Raw genomic sequence first — 19,937 nt, 5'->3', positions numbered from 1 at the left:
TTTTCGGCAGGGACTTTGCAGAATGCCCCAGATGCAAGGGACTGAGAGTGAGGGCGAAGGGAGTGTGCTTACGCACATGACCAAGCCCGAATCTCGAAAGTGACGCCGCAGATGGGGTGTTATGCAAAGATTTCAAGCAAGCATCACCCGCTCCTCGATCCTGAGGGGCGGGTGATGCTTGCTTGAGGGGAGGCCGGTTAGTGCTTCCCGATACAGAAGAGGATATGCTCGATCTCCTTGTCCATGACCGGCACGGGGAGGCAGTAGTATCGTGAGAAGGCGGGATTAAGCGCCACCAAGTACATACTCTTCACCTCTATGCCGTACCCCACTCGGAGAATGTGTCGGTAGAGGTTTTGCTGCAGGCAGCCGATCACATAGGGCGTGCTGTAGAGGTGCTCCAGACCATTGAGTCCGGGCGAGTGGGGGTTGTAGGTATTGGGTACAAAGTCGTAGCCATCCTCCTTGCCCATCCGGCGGCTCCGCTTCCAGTCAAAGAGGACGAAGTCGCCATTGTAGTCCTGAGCCAGCAGGTCAAGGGTCCCGGCGAGGTTGTAGTCCCGCTCAAAGATCTGCCACTCGGTGCGGAAGGGGGTTGGGCGGACCTCATCGAAGAACTGCTCGAAGGCTCTCATCTCGCTCTCGATCGAGAGGTGTTGCTTGCTATTGTCGTCCAGCGTGATGTCAAAGGAGTGCTCCACCGGCTGCTTGAGGAGGCTTCGCTCAATCTGCTCGTGCATAAAGGTCCCGAGGTGACGCGCCAGTAGCCCATTGTGCTCCCACAGATCCAGCTGCTCCTGGACTGTCGTCCCGAGAGTGCGAGACTTATACTCCGCCCAAGAGTGGACGTTGAAGGGTGGGAAAAAGGAAGAGATGAGATTGGTTACCGAGTGGAGCTTCTCCCCTGTGTCCGCATAGGTGTACTCGTGACTTGCAGGGTCAAAGAGTATTTTGTCATCCATTGGAGAGGCGTTCAGAGCGTTAAAGTCCGCAGGATAGTTTCTTTCGATCATAGTGTCTCGCTGAAATGGGTCTTGGGGTGAGTCGAAAAAGGCATCCGACCGAGTTACCCTCCGGGCAAATTTAAGACTATTGCCATTCACTGCCAAGCCATTTGACATTTTATCACTATTTGAGACTGTTGCACGAAGGCGATCTGCTGCGTTGCTTTCGGAATTCGGTCTCGGTCACGTACGTGAGTACGCTCCCTTCGACCTCATCCTCAGCGCCTTGCATCTCATCCTTCGTGCAAAGTCTCGGCACATTTGAAACAAATGTGCGAGGATGGCACTTCGTGCAACAATCTCTATTTCGGTCAATCGAGGTACAGCGGTTAATTGGTAACTTTGTGATCTTGAGTTGGGAAATGATATGAGACAGAAATTGTATAGGCTATTGATGGCCTGCTTGGCGATGATGCCAATGGTGGAGGAGGTGTCGGCACAGACGGCGGACACGTCCTGTCGACCGGTGAGGGAGTGGCTGAAGAGTAAGCGGCAGAAGGCTAAGGAAGAGGCTGAGAAGCAGCCACAAGTGACGAAGAGTAAGGAGGAGCAGGCCTACGATGACTTAGTCAGTGAGGCGAAGGTGGACTCCGGGCTGGTCGTGACGATAGAGAAGGATGGGGACCTCTACTTCGAGGTGCCTGACAGTCTGCTCGGTCGTCCACTCCTCTTCACGAGCCGCATCTCACGCACGTCAGACCCCACCGCAGCGGTGGCGGGACAGATGATGATCACTCCTTTCATTGCGCAATTAGAGGCGAAGGGGAAGGATGAGATCGTGATGAAAATGGTTCCCACGACCCACTATGTGGATGAGAAGGATCCGATCAAGGTTTCTTTTGATCGCAATTTCTCTGCCCCTGTGGCGCGGGTCTTTGATGTGGAGGCGAGGACGGATCACTCGAGGGTGATCAATGTCACGTCGCTATTCCTCGATGGGGAGTCCCTCTTTGAGAGCGAGGATCCACTTTCGCCACCTCTCGGTGGCTCTGTGGGCGGAGGGTCGTACATTAGCGGGGTGCGCTCCTTTGAGCGGAATGTGGAGGTGAAGAGTGTCGCTGCGTATGGGAGAGGCAGGCACTTCACCACGATAGAGATCCATCGGTCGATGGTTCTGCTGCCTGATCGCCCGATGAGATCCCGCCGAGCAGACAGCAGGGTCGGGTACTTCTCCTCCGGCAGGAGCCACTACTCCTCCGATAAGGATCGTATCGAGCGGTATGAGATCATCCACCGCTGGAGGCTGGAGCCGTCGGATAGCATCGCTTATGCTCGTGGTGAGGTGGTTGATCCGGTGGAGCCGATCACCTTGTACGTCGACACCGCTTTTCCACCCAAGTGGCGTCAGGCTATCCTGGACGGCATATGCGACTGGGAGAGCGCCTTTCGGACAGCAGGCTTCAGCAATGCCATCCGTGCCAGGATGTACCCTTCCAAGGAGGAGATGCCGGACTTTGATCCCGATGATCTGCGCTTCTCTTGCGTCAAGTATGCCACCTCGCATGTCGCCAATGCGATGGGTCCCTCCTATGTCGATCCGCGGAGCGGGGAGATCCTCTGCGCGGATGTGATCTGGTACCACAATATCACCTCTCTGCTCTACTACTGGCGGCTGGTCCAGACCGGTGCCGTAGATCCTCGGGTGCGTGCGGATAAGCTGCCGGACAGCCTGATGTGCGAGGCGATGAGGTATGTGGCGGCTCACGAGGTGGGGCATACGCTGGGGCTGGAGCATAATATGGGCGCCTCCTCGGCTTACACCGTGGAGCAGCTGAGGGATCCCGCCTTTACCCAAAAGTATGGCACCACACCATCGATCATGGACTATGCGCGCTTCAATTATGTCGCACAGCCCGGTGACTTGGAGCGAGGCGTCCGCCTGGTGCCTCCGCTCCTCGGCCCCTATGACACCTACGCCATCGAGTGGGGCTATCGTCGCTATCCTCAGGAGCGTGAGGCAAAGGCTCTCGCTGCACTGATCAAGAGCCATGCCGGGGACCGAAAGTATATGTATGGTCCGCAGCAGGATATGACTGTCGACCCCACAGCTCAGACGGAGGATCTCTCCGGTGATCAGATCGCTGCCAATACACTTGGGGTGAAGAACTTGAGGTACATCACTCAGCACTTCGAGGAATGGCTCGGGGAGCCCGGCAAGTCCTCTGAGGACCTCAGGGCGGTCTATGATGCGATCCTTGAGCAGATGCTTCGCTACCTCCGTCACGTCACGCCTATAGTGGGTGGGCGGGTCTACTACGATGAGCGTCAGGGCGAGGGGCGGATGCCGCTTACCTATCTGCCTAAAGAGCGTCAGCAGGAAGCGCTGCGGTGGACTTTCGCTCAGCTGCGAGGGATGAGAGAGTGGCTCTTCACGCCCTACCTGGAGCAGCGCTTCGATCGCTCCAATAGCTATAACCCCTATAAGAGTGAGCCCTTCTTCTTCTCCCTTGTCCTCAATGACCTCACCATAGGCTATCGGCTGAAGGGCATCATTGATGGCAGTGAGGCTCCCAAGGGCGGCTCCGACTATACCATCGAGGCGTACCTCAGTGACTACGTGGATGAATTGCTCCGCGAGGGGGCCGGAGGTCGTGCGCTGAGTCGCTCGGAGCAGAGTCTCCAGCGCACAGCGATAGAGATGCTGACCGGCTACGTCGAGTCCTCGGATCACTTTGGCGGAGATCATCTCGCCGCTGTAGAGCCCTCGTGGGCAGACACCCTCCCGTGTGAGACTTCTGCTGCTCGGTATAATTCGATGACCCCATTTGTCAAGAGTGAGGAGGTGGCCCCTTATATCCGTGTCGCCCTCGCCCGGATCCGTTCTGCATACCGCCTCCGTGCCTCTCAGACAACGGATGCGGCCACCAGAGCCTATTACGCCGGCTGGGATGTGGCGCTCTCTCGACTCCTCGACAAGAAATAGCCGTATGAAGGAGGATAAAGTCAGGGGTCACTTGGCAATGCTGGTGGCGACCATAGCCTTTGGGCTCAATGGTCCCTTCTCCAATGCCCTCCTCATCGATGGCACTCTGTCACCTTGGCTCCATATGGCGTGCCGCTTCGGGGCGGCGTGCATCCTCTTTTGGCTCGCCTCTCTCGTGGTGCCTGCGGGGCGTCGAGTGGAGGCTCGGGACGCTTGGCTCCTCATCGGGGCATCTCTCACGGGCGTGCTGGGTAACCAAGGACTCTTCGCCTTTGCCATCTCCATGACCACCCCACTGCGACAGTCGCTGATGACGACGATGGGGCCGATCTTCACCATGCTGCTGGCTGCACTCTTCCTCAAGGAGCCGGTGACCTGGAAGAAGGTCCTCGGGGTCCTTGTCGGACTGAGTGGGGTGCTGCTCCTGATGCTCACCAAGGGCGGTGATGCCGGCAGCGGTACTCGCGCAGTCGTAGGGCAGTTGATCGCTCTGCTCGCCACCTTTAGCTACACCCTTTACCTGACTGTTTTCAAGCGGCTGATCGATAAGTACTCTCCGCTGGAGCTGATGAAGTGGCTCTTCCTCATCTCCTTCCTGATCGTGCTGCCCTTCAGCATCGGTCCCGCTATGGAGATGCCATGGCGGGAGATGGATGGGACCTTCTATTTCCACCTCGGCTTTGTCGTCCTCGCCGCCACAGTGCTTGCTTACCTGATGGTCCCATATGCGCAGAGGCGTCTCCGCCCGACGGTGATTGCGGTCTATAACTATGGCAACCCTGTCATCGCCACGACAGCCGGATTGATGATGGGGCTGGAGACCTTCACTGTCGCCAAGATGGTTGCCGGTGTGCTGGTGATCCTCGGTGTCGTCATCGTGACGCAGAGCAAGTCTCGCCAGGATCTTAAGCGGAGACGGTAGCTCGTCCTGCCGGGGGCTGTGGGTAAAATGGGTACATTTGGAGAAATGAAATGTATGTGAGGAACGATATGACAAGGACTGAGGAATTGGTGGCAAAGCAGAGGGAGTACTTCCGGTCGGGGGTGACCCTCCCCTGTCGCTTTCGCTGTGAGATGCTGGACCGCCTGTATCATGCGATACGGATGAGTGAGTCGGAGATTGAGGCTGCGCTGCAGGCGGATCTGGGGAAGAACCGCTTCGAAGCCTATATGACGGAGGTCGGCTTTGCCCTGAGCGAGATCAGCTACCTGAGGCGACATCTACCCCGGATGATGCGTCCGCGGAGGGTCTGCACCGACCTCTCCAATCTCCCTGGGCGGAGTAGGATCGTCCCGGAGCCGTACGGCAATGTACTGGTGATGAGTCCGTGGAATTACCCCTTCCAGCTGAGTATCTCGCCCCTCGCCGGCGCTATCGCTGCGGGGAATACGGTGGTGCTCAAGCCCTCCAATTACTCCATAAATACCTCCCGGCTACTCAGCCGACTCATCCGAGAGACATTCCCTCCTGAGTATATCACTGTGGTGGAGGGCGATCGGTATGTCAATCAGGACCTGCTGGATGCCCACTTTGACTACATCTTCTTCACCGGTTCGACCCGTGTGGGGCGGGTGGTGATGGAGAAGGCGGCGGCTCACCTGACGCCCATCTCGCTGGAGCTGGGAGGAAAGAGCCCCTGCATCATCGACCCGACGGCTAAGCTGGACCTTGCGGCTCGGCGCATTGCCTGGGGGAAGTGCCTCAATAGCGGCCAGACCTGTGTCGCTCCGGACTATGCGCTGGTCCATCGGTCGGTCGTGGAGCCCTTCATCAGCGCCTTGAAGCGCGCCTTTGTCATGCAGGTGGGCGAGCATGCGGAGCTTAATCCGGACTATCCGCGGATCATCAATCGGAAGAAATTTGACCGGCTCCGCGATATGATCGCTGCGTCTGATGTCCTCTGGGGTGGGGCAGTGTCGGAGGAGACCCTCAGGATCGCCCCCTGCATCGTGCGGGGGGACTGGACCTGTGCTGCCATGGAGGAGGAGATCTTTGGCCCTATCTTCCCCATACTGATCTACGATAGTCTCGAAGAGGTGATCCGTGAGGTGACCGATCGGCCCCGTCCTCTGGCACTCTACCTCTTTACCGAGGATCGGAGGGTGGAGCAGAAGGTGATTGCGCGCATCCCCTTTGGGGGCGGGTGCGTCAATGACACGATTATGCACCTCGCCTCGTCTCAGATGCCCTTCGGGGGCGTGGGAGAGAGCGGTATGGGTGGCTACCATGGGCGCTTCTCCTTCGAGACCTTCTCTCACCGGAAGAGCATCCTCCACAAGGCTACCTGGCTGGATCTACCGGTCCGCTATGGTCGAAATATCAAGCGAGATCTGCGGCTGGTGCGGCTGATGTTGCGGTAGTCTGACTTTTTGTCAGACCACTATTTTGGGTACCTTTGGACTTGACAAAGTGTGACCCTATATGAATAATAGCATACCCAAGGAGGAGATCCGCCGTGCTAAGCAGCGGCAGCAGATCGTCGGCGACTGTCCGGCGCTCAATCGTGCTGTCGAGGTGGCTCTCCTCATCGCTCCGACCGATGTCAGCGTCCTCGTGGGCGGGGAGAGCGGTGTCGGTAAGGAGGCGTTCCCCAAGATCATCCACCAGAATAGTCTCCGCAAGCACGGACCCTATGTGGCGGTCAATTGTGGAGCGATCCCTGAGGGGACGATAGACTCCGAGCTCTTTGGGCACAAGAAAGGCTCCTTTACCGATGCGGTGACGGAGCGTCAGGGCTACTTTGAGGTGGCCGATGGGGGGACCATTTTCCTCGATGAGGTGGGAGAGCTGCCACTGGCGACGCAGGCACGTCTCTTGCGGGTGCTGGAGAGTGGCGAATTCATGAAAGTTGGCTCCTCTGACGTCCAGCGCACCGACATCCGCGTCGTGGCGGCGACGAATGTCAATCTCCAGGAGGCGGTGAAGCGGGGCGACTTCCGGCAGGACCTGCTCTATCGACTCAATACCGTCACGATCGACCTGCCGCCCCTCCGGGATCGGGGTCGAGATGTGATCCTGCTCTTCAAGAAATTTGCTGCCGACTTTGCCGATAAGTACCATATGCCTCCGATCCGTCTCGATGAGGAGGCGGAGCAGCTCCTCCAGAGCTACGACTGGCCGGGGAATATCCGCCAGCTGCGCAACGTGGTGGAGCGTCTCAGCGTGATCGCACCGGATCGGATGATCAGCCGCGAGGTGCTACAGGACAATCTCCCCCGCAATGCCGAGGTGCGCCACCCTGCGCTGGTCTCTCCGACGCTCGGCTATGAGTCAATGATGGATGAGCCGGTCGGGAGCAGTGCCGGGATGGGGGCCATTATGTCAATGCTTCGGGACGTGAAGGGGAGTGTCGGAGAGCTGACGCAGCTCTTCTACCGCTTCCTCCAGACACAGGTTCGTCGCGAGCCGGTCGGTAGCCTGATGATGCCCGACCGGTCTGCGGAGGTGCCGGTGCAGGACCTGGTGCACCCCTCTGCTCCTTCCTCGTCCCCTTCCGGGGAGGTTAGGGGTGGCGACCTGCAGGCAGACTTCGAGGAGCTGACCAGTACCGAGGGCAAGATGCTCACCCTCGAGGAGATGAGCCAGAGGTACATTGACTTTGTCCTCGAGAAGAATAAGGGCTCTCGCAAGCAGACAGCAGAGGATCTCGACATCTCGGAGCGCACGCTCTACCGTAAGCTCAATAAGCAGTGATGAAAAAGTCTATCCTCATATCCATCCTCCTCATGCTCCTCCTTGCGGGCTGCTCTGTCAAGTACTCGCTCAATGGTGCCAGCATTGACTACACGAAGATCAAGACGGTCTCCATCACAGACTTCCAGAACCTCGCCCCTACTGTCTATCCACCCCTGGCGCAGCGATTCACGGAGGACCTGAAGGATCGCTTCCAGAGACAGACGCGCCTGCGTGACATACCGACCAATGGCGATCTGAGCATCGAGGGAGAGATCGTCGGCTACGACCTCTCGGCTGAGGCGGTCCAGGAGAATGCCTTTGCCGCCAAGACTCGTCTCACCCTCCGGATCAATGTCCGCTTTACGAATAAGGTGAATGAGGAGGAGAATTTTGAGCGAGAGTTTACCTCCTTTGGCACCTTCGACAGCTCGCAGATGTTTGTCGACGTGCAGGATCAGCTCTGTGAGGAGCTGACCAAGGATATCATCAATCAGATCTTCAATGCTACCGTGGAGAATTGGTAGCCCTATGGATAAAGCCCGACTATGACCTACGACGATCTCTCCCGTGCCCTTGCCGACCCGATGACGCTGACGGCGTACCACCTCGATGATCTCCTCGAGCTGAGTCGGCAGTACCCCTACTGCGAGGCACTCCACCGGCTTCTCCTCATCGACCTCTACCGTAGCGAGGATGTGCGCTTCCCTGCGGAGCTGAAGCGCCGACTGATGTACCTGCACGACCCTTTTTCACTCCTCTTGGCACTGGATGCCACCTCCGGAGGACCGCAGTCCCACTCCTACGACCTGATCGACCGCTTTGTCCGGAGTTATCGGCCCGAGGAGTCTACAGTCTCTGAAGAGACGCCGGCTGCGACCCCCTCAGCCAAGTCACCGACTAAGACCGGGCGGACGAAGCGGGAGACTGAGGCTCAGATCGTCCAGGACTTCCTCGATGAGGGGCCCGAGGCGGAGAAGATCCGCATCCGTCCCGACAGCAAGGAGGATGATGTGGCCCTCCCTCCCGAGGACGAGGATAATGGTCCACTGCCCGGTGAGGAGCTCTTCACGGAGAAGCTGGCCATGATGTACGCCTCACAGGAGCGGTACGCCGAGGCGATGACGATCCTTAAGACCTTGAATTTGAAATATCCGGAAAAAAGTGGTTACTTTGCCGAGCGAATTGGTCAGCTCGAGCAACGTCGCAAGGGGCTCGTGGCGGACTGATCTATTTTGGATATAATGAGATCTGGGGTGTGAGCCCCTTTGTACTAGTAAGTTAAAGAGGAAAATGTTTACGTTCCTTAATATTTTGGGCGTTCTTGCTGCTATCTTGCTGATCTTCGTGGTTACCATCCAGGACAGCAAGGGAGGCGGTCTCGCCAGTGGCTTCTCCAGTGCTAATAACGTGATGGGCGTCCGTCGCTCCACCGATATGATCGAGAAGGTCACCTGGTGGCTCGCCGGCATCATGTGCCTGCTCTGCGTTGTGGGAGCCAAGTGGATCCCCACCGTGCAGCACGCCATCAATAAGCAGGAGAGTGTCATCAACGACTACGTTGACAAGGCTACTATCCCTGCTCCTGCTGACGCACAGCCCTTCGGAGGCAACGCCGTAACACCCGCAGAGGCACCTGCTACACCTGCTGAGCCAGCTACTCCCGCAGAGTAAAGGCTTCGGGCGGTGACACCACTCCTGAGTAGCTCGAGAGAGTGATCAGAAGGTCTGAGTCAGCAGATTATCCGGCTGAAGGATTGCTATTTTGCCTAAAGAGTGGTACCTTTGCACCCTGAAACTTAAGTACACGAATACAATAATATAGAGACAAGATATTATGTCACGAGTATGTCAACTGACCGGCAAAAAGGCGATCAAGGGCAACAGCGTGTCTCACTCTCACCGCAGTGAGAGGAGGACATTCAATGCCAACCTTTTTAACCGCAAGTTTTACTGGCCCGAGGAGGATTGCTGGGTACACCTACGTGTCTCCGCGAAGGGTCTCCGCCTGATTAATAAGGTGGGTCTGGATGCTGCGCTCCGTAGTGCTGCATCGAAGGGATATCTGGACGACTTCATCATTACCGATAAGGCCTGATACTCTACGAGAGGATTTTGGACCACTACCCCTCACTTGTGATGCTGCGTGAGGCACTGTCCGTGAGAGTCCTTCCCTGATTTTTTGTAACCGCATAGATAGATCAATCACGATATGGCCAAGAGAAAGAAAGCCAAGAAAGCTAAAGGGAACCGTGTCCAGGTGATCCTGGAGTGCACGGAGATGAAAGAGAGTGGTCTGCCCGGTACATCACGCTACATCACTACGAAGAATAAGCGTAATACCACCGAGCGCCTTGAGCTGATGAAGTACAATCCCATCCTCAAGCGCATGACCCTACACAAGGAGATTAAGTAATCCTCAGATCGACTAGTACATTATGGCAAAGAAAGCGATATCAACCCTCCATGCCAGTGACGGCCGTACTTACTCCAAGGTAGTGAAGATGGTAAAGTCCCCCAAGACGGGTGCTTATGTCTTCTCGGAGCAGATGGTCCCCAACGAGATGGTCCAGGAGGTCCTCAAGGCAAAGTGACTTAGTGCTGACCCTCAGTCAGCCTATAGATAAACAAAGCAAGCGCAAGCAGAGTCTTTCTCTACTAGCGCTTGTTTTTTTGCCTCCTGATTCAGAATGGATTTGTACCGAATAAGCATTGCTTTCCAGAGCGAGAGCTTGGCAGAATACTTCGGATGCAATAGTCAAAGAGAATAATCACTTGAGTGAGGACATTCTCACAGAGCCACTTCTGATCTGAGACTATGCAGTGGTCATAAGGAGGCGTATTGTACCGAATTAGGAGACTGTCGTTTTTCTACGAAATACTCTGGTGAACGTAATGAGAGAGAAAGACTCCAGACGATGCCCACACTGTGGACATCGCCAGTCCATAAGGACATGCATGCCCTACCTTATACATGCATATGGTTACGCGATCAAGTGTGAAAAATGCGGCTGCGACCTCGTGCCGGACTATTACCCTATTCCCTTCCCTGTCGGTTTTTTCACCGGATTTGCAACCATCGTCATCGTTGCCGGCTTTTGCCTTTATATTCTGCATTGGTCTTTACTAACGTCGGCAGTAGTGTCGATGGCGGTTCTGTTGATTCCTCTTCTTATAGCGTGTTACATAGTCTTCCAGAGGATCACATTCAAGAAATTGTAACCCCCTAACTAAGAATCAGTGCAGTTGTCAGACTAAGTCTCAGACCTTCTGTTTCTTTCTGGAGAAAGTCCTCACGTCATCCATCCCGCCTATGTGGTCGTAGTGCTCGTGGGTGACAAAGATTGCATCTAGGTGATCCAGCTCCTCCCGCAGCCCCTGCTGGCGGAAGTCCGGTCCCACATCGATCATGATCAGTCGACCTGCCGCTCTGAGGAGAACGGCGGAGCGCAGACGCTTGTCGCGCGAATCGGTAGACCGGCAGACCGGACAGTGGCACCCAAGCTGTGGTACCCTGCGAGAAGGTTCAGGAGGTCCTTTAGGCTAAGTGACTTAGGAGCTGACGCATAGTCAGCCAATAGATAACAAAGCGAGCGCCGACAGAGAGTGTATTCTCCGTCGGCGCTCGCCTTACTTATTCAGTTCGGTATTTCCTTATACCTCTTTAGACTTCATGCATTGGCTCCTTGTGAGATGTCTCAGCCCCGTCACTCATCCTTGTCGAGTTGATCGGTAGTCACCCGATATGTAAGAAGGAGAGGCTTATTTACGGTAACAGAATAGTAAAAGACTCTATGGTACAGCGCCCCCTTGCCGTGGTGGTATCTTTGCAGCCGAACTCGGGACTCTGTCTGGCGGAGGATAGCAGGTCGTGTGGATCCATCTGGTTTGATATATATATATACTATATTTGAGCGTTGTATGTGATGCTTTCGTGTGCGACAATTCTCTTTAGATTTATACAAATCCTCATACAAACGACTTTATGAATCGAATAAGCTTGTTACTCCTTGCCCTGCTGACCTGTGTTGGTGGTTTGTTTGCTCAGGACGCTCTGTCCACTGTCACGGGTACTGTCTGTGACAGTGTTGGGACGCTTGATGGTGCCTCGGTCTTCTTGATACGAGACCTTGAGTCTCAGGAGATCGTCGCACATGTGGTCAGTGACGAGAGGGGAAGGTTTTCCTTAGAGGTGCCTGGGGGTGACTATGTCCTCTGTGTGAGTTTCATCGGCTACCGGCTTGAACCGAGACAGATAAGTGTTTCTTCTCCCATTACTGATCTTGGGGAGATTCTGCTCCGAGAGAGTACTGAGGTACTTCAGACGGTCGTAGTGCAGGGCAAGCCGGTACGTGTCCGTATGCTGGATAATGGATTTGAGGTCAATGTTAAGGAGATGCGAGAGCGTGCCAATGATGCCCTCGATCTACTGAGGCTGATCCCACAAGTTCATGTCAGAGGGGATCTTCTCTCAGTGGTCGGTAAGGAGAGGGTCATCGTCAAGATCGGCGATGTCCTGCAGCGTATGGAGCCCTCTGAGGTGTCATCTGTCCTCAAGGGCTATGATGCCGGGCTGATCGACCGTGTGGAGGTGGTGACACATCCCCCGCTAAGGTATGATCCGGATGGGAATACGGCGATGATTATCCTGCACACCTCATCTGTTTTCCGCGAGTATATGGGTGGTGTCATAGGAACCGAGGAGATGTACGGACAGGGAGACAAGAACTATCGGTACGGAGGATACGGGAGTCTGATGTATAGCCATAAGGGTCTTTTTGCTTCGGTGTCGCCAAGCCTTAATCGGAACGGCTCCTCCTATATGGAGCGGCAGGTATACGAGAGAGACGAGCGTCAGTACAGGGTGGAGACCCCATCCTCCGGAACCTACGGTTATGCCGGGCTGAGAGGAGTCCTGCAGTACTCTTATGGGGAGAATAAACTGCTCGGCCTGGCACTCTCATGGAATAGAAAGAAGTATGACAATGGATTTAATGGTACCGAGTGTGTCACCATACCGGGTCAGAGGGACCAGGTGATCGAGAGCGTCAATACATATGATGCTAAGGAGCCGCGTCTGACAGGCACTGCCTATTGGGAGTCCGCCTTTGGGCAGCGTGGTCATCGTGTATGGGCAGAGTTGTCCGGTGTCAGTCTTACTAATCGGTCTCGGCTGGACTTCGTCGGTACTGATCGCACTAGAGGACTGCCCTTTACGACCTATTTAGAGCATAACGACATCAATACCTCCGGGGTGAGTTTCAATCACGACTACGCCTTTTACCTCGATGATAACCACACGAACATACTGGAGGCAGGCGTCAAGGCGTCTATGAGTGCAACGACGAACTATCGGGATCATGACAGTCAAATGACCGGTCAGCCTGCCGCAGTGACTCAGGAGAATAAGGTTCGCTGGATGGAACTCGTCCTTGCACCCTATGTCAGCACCACGCTCCAGATGAGTGATCTCTGGTGGGTTCGGGGCGGAGTGAGGTACGTTGGTACTGATGCTTCTCTTCGGCAGCTCGAGCCATCGTCATCTGCTGAGGACGTCTCGCACTACAGCGGGTCGTGGTTGCCTACGCTACACATCACGTACTCGCCGGGTCGTAGCCACAAGGTGTCTCTACGGGTCAATAGCGCCATCACTCAGCCTAAGTATCAGGATCTTAACCCCTTTGTGTGGCAGACTAATGCGCATACTTTCTACAAGGGCAACCCTCGGCTGAGACCGCAGGTGAGCTACTCCTCGGCGCTTCAGTACGCTTATGGTGGCTCTTTTTCTATATCTGGGGTAGTGGAGAGTGGCCGCGATATGATCTCAGCAGTGTCGTCGGTGAAGGGGGATGAGGTACTCACTCAGGCAGAGAACGCCCAAAATAGGCTCTTCCTCGGGCTCTCGGCAAGCTATTACTACGACAAGCTGAGCTGGCTCAGTGCCAGTGTGGACGGATACTATGGACGGAGCAAATACACGGCGCTTAGTCCGTTACTGCCGGAGCGGACAGATGGCACGGAGTGGGGGGTGAATGGCTTTCTGTCCTTTAGTTTCAATGAATCTCGCACCTGGACCGGCTATGTCTCGGGGGACTATACCGGGCGAACCAAAACCGCCGTTGCCATCGTAAAGCCGCAGTACAGTATGGAAATGGGGACGAGCTACAGTCTCCTCAATCGCCGGCTCACGCTGTCGCTCTCTGGTCTCAATCTATTTGCCTCAGGCTATCGCGGGGAGAGTCTGAGAGAGGGGTATACCATTCGATTTGATAACAGATACTCCTATCCCACGCTCTACTTCTCCGTCTCCTATAAGTTCTCTAATGCCAAGGACAGCTCTTCCTTCCGCTCACAGACCGCCACGAGAGACATAGAGCGGCGATTCTGAGAGACTACAGGTCGATGGTGAGGCCGTCGTATGCGGGGGTGATGCCGGGAGGGCAGAGGGCACAGATCTCCTCGTGGGTGCCGAAGTCGTGGTCAATGTGGGTGAGGTAGGTCTGCTCCGGTCCAATGCGGTGGATCACCTGAATCGCCTCGTCGAAGCTCAGGTGCGAGGGATGCTCGCGGATCCGCAGGGCGTTGATCACAAGTGTGCGGACGCCCCGGAGGATCTCGTAGCTCTCCTCGGGCAGGGTCTTGCAGTCGGTGATGTAGGCGAGGTCTCCGATGCGGTAGCCGAGGATCGGGAGCTGTCCGTGCAGCACGGTGAAGGGTAGCACATCCGCATAGCGATCGTCTGCCACAGGCTCCCCGGGGGTGAGCGGGTGGAGCTCCAGCGTAGGCGAGCCGGGGTACTTCTTTGGTCCGAAAGAGTAGGGCATCACCCGGTGAAGCGCATCGATCACCCTCGGTAGGGCAAAGATGGGGAAGGTGTGGTGGTGATTGGAGAAAGCCCGCACGTCATCCATCCCGCCTATGTGGTCGTAGTGCTCGTGTGTGATAAAGATTGCATCCAGGTGATCCAGCCCCTCACGAAGCCCCTGCTGCCGGAAGTCCGGTCCCACGTCGATCATAATCAGTCGCCCGCCCGATCGGAGGAGGACAGCGGAGCGCAGACGCTTGTCATGCGGATCAGCAGACCGGCAGACCGGACAGCGGCACCCGAGCTGAGGTACTCCGCGGGAGGTGCCGGTGCCGAGGAAGGTGAGCGTACTCTTATCCATATCTCTTTACTCCTCCATCATCTGATTGACCGAGCGCATCAGTATGCTTCGTACATACCGTACCTCGGGGCGTATCTCTATGCCAAAGTGCTCATTCACCTTGGCGATGATCAGGTCGGCGAGTCGTCTGATGTCGGCGGACTCTCCGTGGCTGTGGTTGATCAGCACGAGGGGCTGCTTGTCGTAGGTCCCCACCTTCTCATTTCGGTACCCCTTCATCCCCACCTGCTGTATCAGCCAGGCGGCGGGGATCTTGTGCCGTGTGCCGTCCTCGCTGTCGTAGTGCGGCACGTCGGGGTAGTCACTCTGCAGCTCCTCCAGCTTCTCTGTGGAGACGAAGGGGTTCATAAAGAATGATCCGGCATTGGGCAGGTCGGCCGGGTCGGGAAGCTTGGACTGCCGAATGGCGGTCACCTCCTCGGCGACACGGGCGGGGGTGAGACCCTGCTCCTCTCTCAGACCGCTGAGCCCCTTGTACTCCAGACGGGGCTTGGGGACCTTGGAGAGGGTCAGCTCGATCGCCGTGACGACGGCAGAGACCATGCTCTCCTCCTTAAAGATCGAGTGGCGATAGCTGTACTTAGCCTCCGTAGCGGGGAGGTCGTGTGTGGAGCCGTCCCTCAGGTCGACATAGTGGATCGTGTCGAGTACGTCACAGATCTCAGCCCCGTAGGCGCCGATGTTTTGCACCGCTGCCGCCCCGCTGTCTCCGGGGATGAGGGCAAGGTTCTCAATGCCCCACCAGCCCCTCTTCGTCGTCTCCGTGACCAGATCGTGCCACCTCTTCCCAGCCTCCACACGGAGCCGGACAGACTGGTCATCCTCTGAGACGATCGTGACATCGGATCCGGTATAGCGGAGGACGGCGCCCTTGAAGTCGCCGTTAAAGAGGAGGTTGCTCCCCCCTCCTATGGTGATGAAGGGCATGGTGCGGAAGTACTCGTCCCGAGCCAGTGTCCGGACATCCTCCTCACTCTCCAGAGTGATGAAGAAAGCGGCTCGGACATCGAGACCGAAGGTGTTATGCTCCTTAAGCGGTTGATCCTGCGTGATGCGCATAATTGTGGTGGTATTTACTTGCCGTGATAAAATGGACCACTATTGTGATCCTCCTCAAAGGTACCCAAATTCTTCGCCGTTGATGCGCCTTGGGTGTTGCCGATCCATAGACAACACGCTTGGCAGGTCGACCTCCGGGCTCTGAAGGATTGGGATTGAGTCTAAAGTGCTACCTTTGCGGGACAATACTCCTTTATTTTTGTCTTGACAATATAACTTGCTTTACCGAAATGGGTGTCCGAAGGATACGCAATAGGTGGGTCGCTATGCTGGCCCACACCGGTCTGGCAGTGGTGCTGATGACACTCTGCAGGCTGCTTTACTACTTCTTCAATAAGAGTCTCTTCAGCTTCATCGCGATGCCTCATCTGCTGACGCTCCTCGTCGGGGGGCTTCACTACGATGTGGCAGTGATCCTCTATGGCTGTATCATCTACTATCTGATGATGATAGTGGGGGCATTCTTGCCGCCACGAGTGGAGCAGCGTCGTTGGTGGCAGGTGGTTAGGGCGGTCGGCTTCCTCCTGCCGATGAGCCTGATGTTGGTGATGAATATCTGCGATACAGGCTACTATCCCTATATCCTGAGCCGTGCCTCAAGGCACCTCTTCTACGAGTTTGGCGAGGAGGATATGGTTGGTCTCGCCGGAGGCTTCATGGTTCAGTTTTGGCCACTCACCTTGGCATTCTTCGCCCTGATGTCTCTGCTGGTCTACGGCTTTCTCCACTTCTCCTATGCCCCCGTGGTGGAGCAAAAAAGGAGTCCGCTTGGGCGCCGGATGGCAGCTGCTCTCGTCGCTGTCTGTCTCCTCGTGGTCGGGATGCGCGGCACCCTCCGATCCCATGAGCGTCCACTCAGTGAGGCCATTGCCGACAGATACATAGAGGACTATCGGGAGGTGGCACTGGTGCTGAATACCCCTTACTCGCTCTCCCGAAGCTCCGGTGCGCGCTTCGTCCGGTACCGGTTTTACGACCCGACCGAGCTCAGGCGGATCTTTGACCCCGTCTACAAGGCTGAGCCACTCGAGCCGGGAGATACCCTCTTCGGATCGCTTCGGGGATACAATGTGATGATCGTCCTGATGGAGAGTATGGGCCGGGAGTACATCGGTGCGCTCAATACGGATATCCCCGGCTACGAGAGCTATACCCCGTTCCTCGACTCGCTCATCCCTCATACGCTCTACGCAAAGTACGGCTATGCCAATGGGAAGCGCTCCGTCGAGTCTTTCCCATCGATCTATGCGTCGCTCCCAACCTTTGGCGCTACCTTCAATGACAAGGAATTTCAGATGAATAGCTATCAGCAGTGTCACGCCTTCACATCGGGGCTGCCGCTGATGCTGAGGGACGAGGGGTATGACCTGAAGTTTTACCACGGTGATGAGCCGGGGGCGATGGGCTTCTATGACTTTCTCAACCGGATGGGGCTTGAGCGCCAGTACACGGCGGAGGACTTCCGTCAGGAGGTGCCGGATGCCGATCGGTACTTCATGAATTCGTGGGGCGTCTTTGACGATCCCTTTGAGCAGGCGATGGCGCGGGACATGAAGCGCTCTCTCAGAGAGCCCTTCGGAGCCTTCTTCTTCTCACTCACCAATCACCACCCCTTCCAGCTCCCTCGGGGGGATGAGAAGAAGTATAAGCCGGGTACGCTCCCGATCCATCGTACAGCGCAGTATGCCGATGAGGCGCTGCGAGACTTCTTTGACTCGATCAAGGATGAGCCGTGGTACGACCATACGATCTTCGTCATCACGGGCGACCACACCAATCAGAGTGACCGCCCCGAGTACGACTGCCCTGCCGGTAGGTCGATGGTGCCGGTCTGCTTCTATGTCCCCGACGGATCCCTTCGGGGTGAGATCTCCGATCGTGTAGTCCAGCATCTCGACATCTATCCCACACTGCTCTACCTGCTGGGGATTGACCGAGCGATCTACTCCTATGGTCACAATATCTTTGATGACCGGGTGGATCATTATGCACTCAACAACTTCTTTGACCGGTACTTCCTCTTCACAAAGGATCTGACCGTGGTGATGCGGCGCGACGGGGAGGTCTCTATTGAGGCTCCTCACGCACCGGTGCAGACGGATCATCCCGACCCGACACTGCCGAGCGACTCCGTCCGGGACCACTACAGCCACCTGCTCAGGGCGATTGCGCAGGACTATAGTGAGCGACTCTTCTCCTCGGGCTTTGTGCTGACCGACTCTGCCGCTGTCGAGGAGAGCGCACAGCATTAGTCCCTGCCTAATTATTTTGTACCTTTACCATCAAGAAACAGAAAACCGTGCCAACCGACAAAGGCTAGCTCCTCTCCTTAACAGGTGGCGAAGCATCAAAACAGAGGAGCAAAACTAAAGATCAAACTATCGAAGATTTGAAAAGGACATTGCAGAAAGTCCGTTTGAAACTTGTGGAGGTTCAAGAAATAACCCCGTTTTTCGGTCTGCTCAAAATCAAACATCAATAATATCAAAAGAATGAAACCGAGAAAGATATACGCCTGTTGGATTTATGTAAGTGATTTGCAAAAGTCAAAGCAATTTTATCAGGACATGGGCTTTGAGGTTAAGCTAACAGATGGAGATTGGATAGAGTTTGATTTAGGTGAAACTTCATTCGCTATCTTGAAAAGACCTGCACACAAAGGTGATGTAGTTGCAAGCAAAACAAGACTGATGTTTGAAACTGACGACATAGAACTTGTATATGAAGAATTAAAGAATAGAGGAGTAAAGACAATCGGAGAAATAAGAACAGAGCCTTACGGCAAGTTGCTGACCTTTGAAGACCCCGACGGGCATTGGTTGGAATTTTACCAAAGACCCAAGCCCGTAAAGACGTAGAAAAGAAACAATCTTCGGCTTAGTTCGGCTCCTTCATCCTGCAACGGGAATGCCAAGAGCTTTGACACATCGCCCTTACTCAGAAAACGAGGTTTGCGCTCCACGACTTCATACTTCACCTCTTCAAACGGATTGAAGCGTATTGTCCCCTGACTGGCGGCTCGATACATCAATCGACTCAACCAACAGAGATGGCCATTTATCGTTGCGGGCGCATAGCCCTCCATCTTCAGATAGAAGCGATAATCCTCAAAGAACTCAATCGTAAGAGCCGACAAGGGGACATCCCGCTCACTGCGACTGCGCACAAAAAAGTTAAGCAGCCGATCGGCGTACCGATTGTTTCTATACTTCCCCGCACTACTGCACTCTCGTTGGGCTTTGAGTTCTTCCGCACTAAGAGCGAGCAGGGTCGTTGGAGTTTTCCCGACACCCTGCAAGTAGTTCTTCAGCAACTCGGCACTTACTGCTCCATACTTGTGAAGCAAGGTGTTGTAGCCTTGTTCGACATTCTCTCGAAAGGTTTGCAGGCGTTGGTTGGTCTTCTTCTCCTTTGTCGCCCTTCGCTTCACGCTCCAATCCTTTGGGGCAGTGCTTTCGCCTGTGGTTATCACCGCGCTCGATCCATCTATGGTAATACGGCAAAGGATTGCTGTTGTGCCGTCTGCTTTGATCTTGCTCTTATTGATGTAGAATCGTATTCTGAATGTACTGCGCATAGCTCTTACAAAGTTAAGGTTAGCTCTTCAGTGAAAGAGAGGAATTGCTCAAACTCATCGAAAAGCTTCTTCGGAGTCACATGAGCATATCGCTCGGTCGTTTGGATATTGCTATGCCCCAACATTCGGCTCACCGTCTCAATCGGCACTCCTCGCTCCAAAGTTATCAACGTGGCAAAGGTGTGTCGACCAACGTGTGCCGAAAGGGGAATAGAGATACCAGCTCGAAGTTGTAGGGCTTTGAGTTGGGCGAGGTATACCGAATAAGGAATAGGGGCAAAGAGCGTAGTTCGTTCTTCCGATTGATGTCGCTCCATCAGATGGGCCGCTTCAGATAAGAGTTTCACACGACAAAGCGTATTGGTCTTCTGTCTGCGGAACAGTTCCCCTCCTAAGGAGGCTAAAGTCTAATACCGATATTAGAGAAATCTAATATCGGTATTAGTCGATGCTAATATCGGTATTAGGTATCCGCTTGTAGGGCTGGGCTCTAATGCGCTTGGCCTCGATTCCGCAGGCTGGAGATTTGTTGCGG

Annotated in this window: 18 protein-coding genes and 2 pseudogenes; 13 read left to right on the top strand and 7 right to left on the bottom strand. The window is 55.3% G+C overall.

Annotated features, from left to right (window positions below):
- Positions 1 to 197 precede the first annotated feature (197 nt).
- Entirely contained in the window at positions 198 to 1,013 is an 816-nt protein-coding gene (locus tag HMPREF2890_RS08485; protein ID WP_070467612.1) for a hypothetical protein, read from the bottom strand.
- Positions 1,014 to 1,371: 358 nt separating this feature from the next.
- Between HMPREF2890_RS08485 and HMPREF2890_RS08480 the strand changes: the two genes are divergently transcribed.
- The 10 genes from HMPREF2890_RS08480 (at position 1,372) to HMPREF2890_RS08885 (ending at position 10,194) form a co-directional block, all read left to right on the top strand.
- On the top strand, positions 1,372 to 3,927 hold the full coding sequence (locus tag HMPREF2890_RS08480) for a zinc-dependent metalloprotease (RefSeq protein ID WP_083289916.1): 2,556 nt from the start codon (positions 1,372 to 1,374) through the stop codon (positions 3,925 to 3,927).
- A 4-nt stretch (positions 3,928 to 3,931) separates the two neighbouring features.
- Positions 3,932 to 4,849, top strand: a complete 918-nt coding sequence (locus tag HMPREF2890_RS08475; RefSeq protein WP_070467610.1) for a DMT family transporter — start codon at positions 3,932 to 3,934, stop codon at positions 4,847 to 4,849.
- 68 nt (positions 4,850 to 4,917) lie between these two features.
- Complete coding sequence (locus HMPREF2890_RS08470; protein WP_070467695.1) at positions 4,918 to 6,288, top strand: aldehyde dehydrogenase; 1,371 nt, start codon at positions 4,918 to 4,920, stop codon at positions 6,286 to 6,288.
- A 61-nt stretch (positions 6,289 to 6,349) separates the two neighbouring features.
- Positions 6,350 to 7,621, top strand: a complete 1,272-nt coding sequence (locus HMPREF2890_RS08465; RefSeq protein WP_148130738.1) for a sigma-54 interaction domain-containing protein — start codon at positions 6,350 to 6,352, stop codon at positions 7,619 to 7,621.
- Positions 7,621 to 8,127, top strand: a complete 507-nt coding sequence (locus HMPREF2890_RS08460) for an LptE family protein (RefSeq protein ID WP_070467608.1) — start codon at positions 7,621 to 7,623, stop codon at positions 8,125 to 8,127. Before HMPREF2890_RS08465 ends, HMPREF2890_RS08460 begins: the two co-directional genes overlap by 1 nt.
- A gap of 21 nt (positions 8,128 to 8,148) precedes the next feature.
- A complete protein-coding gene (locus HMPREF2890_RS08455; protein WP_070467606.1) occupies positions 8,149 to 8,829 on the top strand; it encodes a hypothetical protein in 681 nt (226 codons plus the stop codon).
- Between the two features lie 64 nt (positions 8,830 to 8,893).
- Positions 8,894 to 9,274, top strand: coding sequence for a preprotein translocase subunit SecG (gene secG / locus HMPREF2890_RS08450; RefSeq protein WP_070467604.1), 381 nt, complete (start codon positions 8,894 to 8,896; stop codon positions 9,272 to 9,274).
- A gap of 163 nt (positions 9,275 to 9,437) precedes the next feature.
- Positions 9,438 to 9,698: a 50S ribosomal protein L28 gene (gene rpmB, locus HMPREF2890_RS08445; RefSeq protein ID WP_018107832.1), complete on the top strand. Its 261-nt coding sequence runs from the start codon at positions 9,438 to 9,440 to the stop codon at positions 9,696 to 9,698.
- A gap of 114 nt (positions 9,699 to 9,812) precedes the next feature.
- On the top strand, positions 9,813 to 10,016 hold the full coding sequence (gene rpmG / locus HMPREF2890_RS08440; protein ID WP_018107831.1) for a 50S ribosomal protein L33: 204 nt from the start codon (positions 9,813 to 9,815) through the stop codon (positions 10,014 to 10,016).
- Positions 10,017 to 10,038: 22 nt separating this feature from the next.
- Positions 10,039 to 10,194: a DUF4295 domain-containing protein gene (locus HMPREF2890_RS08885; RefSeq protein WP_018107830.1), complete on the top strand. Its 156-nt coding sequence runs from the start codon at positions 10,039 to 10,041 to the stop codon at positions 10,192 to 10,194.
- Positions 10,195 to 10,471: 277 nt separating this feature from the next.
- On the opposite strand, the gene HMPREF2890_RS09200 is transcribed toward HMPREF2890_RS08885, so the two are convergent.
- Together HMPREF2890_RS09200 and HMPREF2890_RS08880 are read right to left on the bottom strand one after the other, a co-directional pair.
- Entirely contained in the window at positions 10,472 to 10,717 is a 246-nt protein-coding gene (locus HMPREF2890_RS09200) for a hypothetical protein (protein WP_210394794.1), read from the bottom strand.
- A gap of 144 nt (positions 10,718 to 10,861) precedes the next feature.
- On the bottom strand, positions 10,862 to 11,053 hold the full coding sequence (locus HMPREF2890_RS08880; protein ID WP_256387644.1) for an MBL fold metallo-hydrolase: 192 nt from the start codon (positions 11,051 to 11,053) through the stop codon (positions 10,862 to 10,864).
- A 532-nt stretch (positions 11,054 to 11,585) separates the two neighbouring features.
- On the opposite strand from HMPREF2890_RS08880, the gene HMPREF2890_RS08430 reads away from it, so the two are divergent.
- A complete protein-coding gene (locus tag HMPREF2890_RS08430; RefSeq protein ID WP_083289914.1) occupies positions 11,586 to 13,988 on the top strand; it encodes an outer membrane beta-barrel family protein in 2,403 nt (800 codons plus the stop codon).
- A 4-nt stretch (positions 13,989 to 13,992) separates the two neighbouring features.
- Here the strand turns inward: HMPREF2890_RS08430 and HMPREF2890_RS08425 are convergent, their stop codons facing one another.
- Complete coding sequence (locus HMPREF2890_RS08425; RefSeq protein ID WP_070467598.1) at positions 13,993 to 14,766, bottom strand: MBL fold metallo-hydrolase; 774 nt, start codon at positions 14,764 to 14,766, stop codon at positions 13,993 to 13,995.
- 6 nt (positions 14,767 to 14,772) lie between these two features.
- Complete coding sequence (murB, locus tag HMPREF2890_RS08420; RefSeq protein WP_070467596.1) at positions 14,773 to 15,825, bottom strand: UDP-N-acetylmuramate dehydrogenase; 1,053 nt, start codon at positions 15,823 to 15,825, stop codon at positions 14,773 to 14,775.
- Positions 15,826 to 16,055: 230 nt separating this feature from the next.
- Here murB and HMPREF2890_RS08415 point away from each other — a divergent pair, with 230 nt between their 5' ends.
- A complete protein-coding gene (locus HMPREF2890_RS08415) occupies positions 16,056 to 18,077 on the top strand; it encodes an LTA synthase family protein (RefSeq protein ID WP_083289913.1) in 2,022 nt (673 codons plus the stop codon).
- Between the two features lie 240 nt (positions 18,078 to 18,317).
- Positions 18,318 to 18,683: a VOC family protein gene (locus HMPREF2890_RS08410; RefSeq protein WP_070467594.1), complete on the top strand. Its 366-nt coding sequence runs from the start codon at positions 18,318 to 18,320 to the stop codon at positions 18,681 to 18,683.
- Here HMPREF2890_RS08410 and HMPREF2890_RS08405 read toward each other — a convergent pair.
- A pseudogene (locus HMPREF2890_RS08405) lies at positions 18,665 to 19,402 on the bottom strand (phage integrase SAM-like domain-containing protein); the annotation flags it as partial. The gene HMPREF2890_RS08410 and the pseudogene HMPREF2890_RS08405 overlap by 19 nt on opposite strands.
- A gap of 5 nt (positions 19,403 to 19,407) precedes the next feature.
- A pseudogene (locus tag HMPREF2890_RS08400) lies at positions 19,408 to 19,782 on the bottom strand (tyrosine-type recombinase/integrase); the annotation flags it as partial.
- Between the last annotated feature and the right edge of the window lie 155 nt (positions 19,783 to 19,937).

This window comes from Porphyromonas sp. HMSC065F10, assembly GCF_001808555.1.
Taxonomy (GTDB): domain Bacteria; phylum Bacteroidota; class Bacteroidia; order Bacteroidales; family Porphyromonadaceae; genus Porphyromonas_A.
This window is presented reverse-complemented; position numbering and strand designations above follow the sequence as displayed.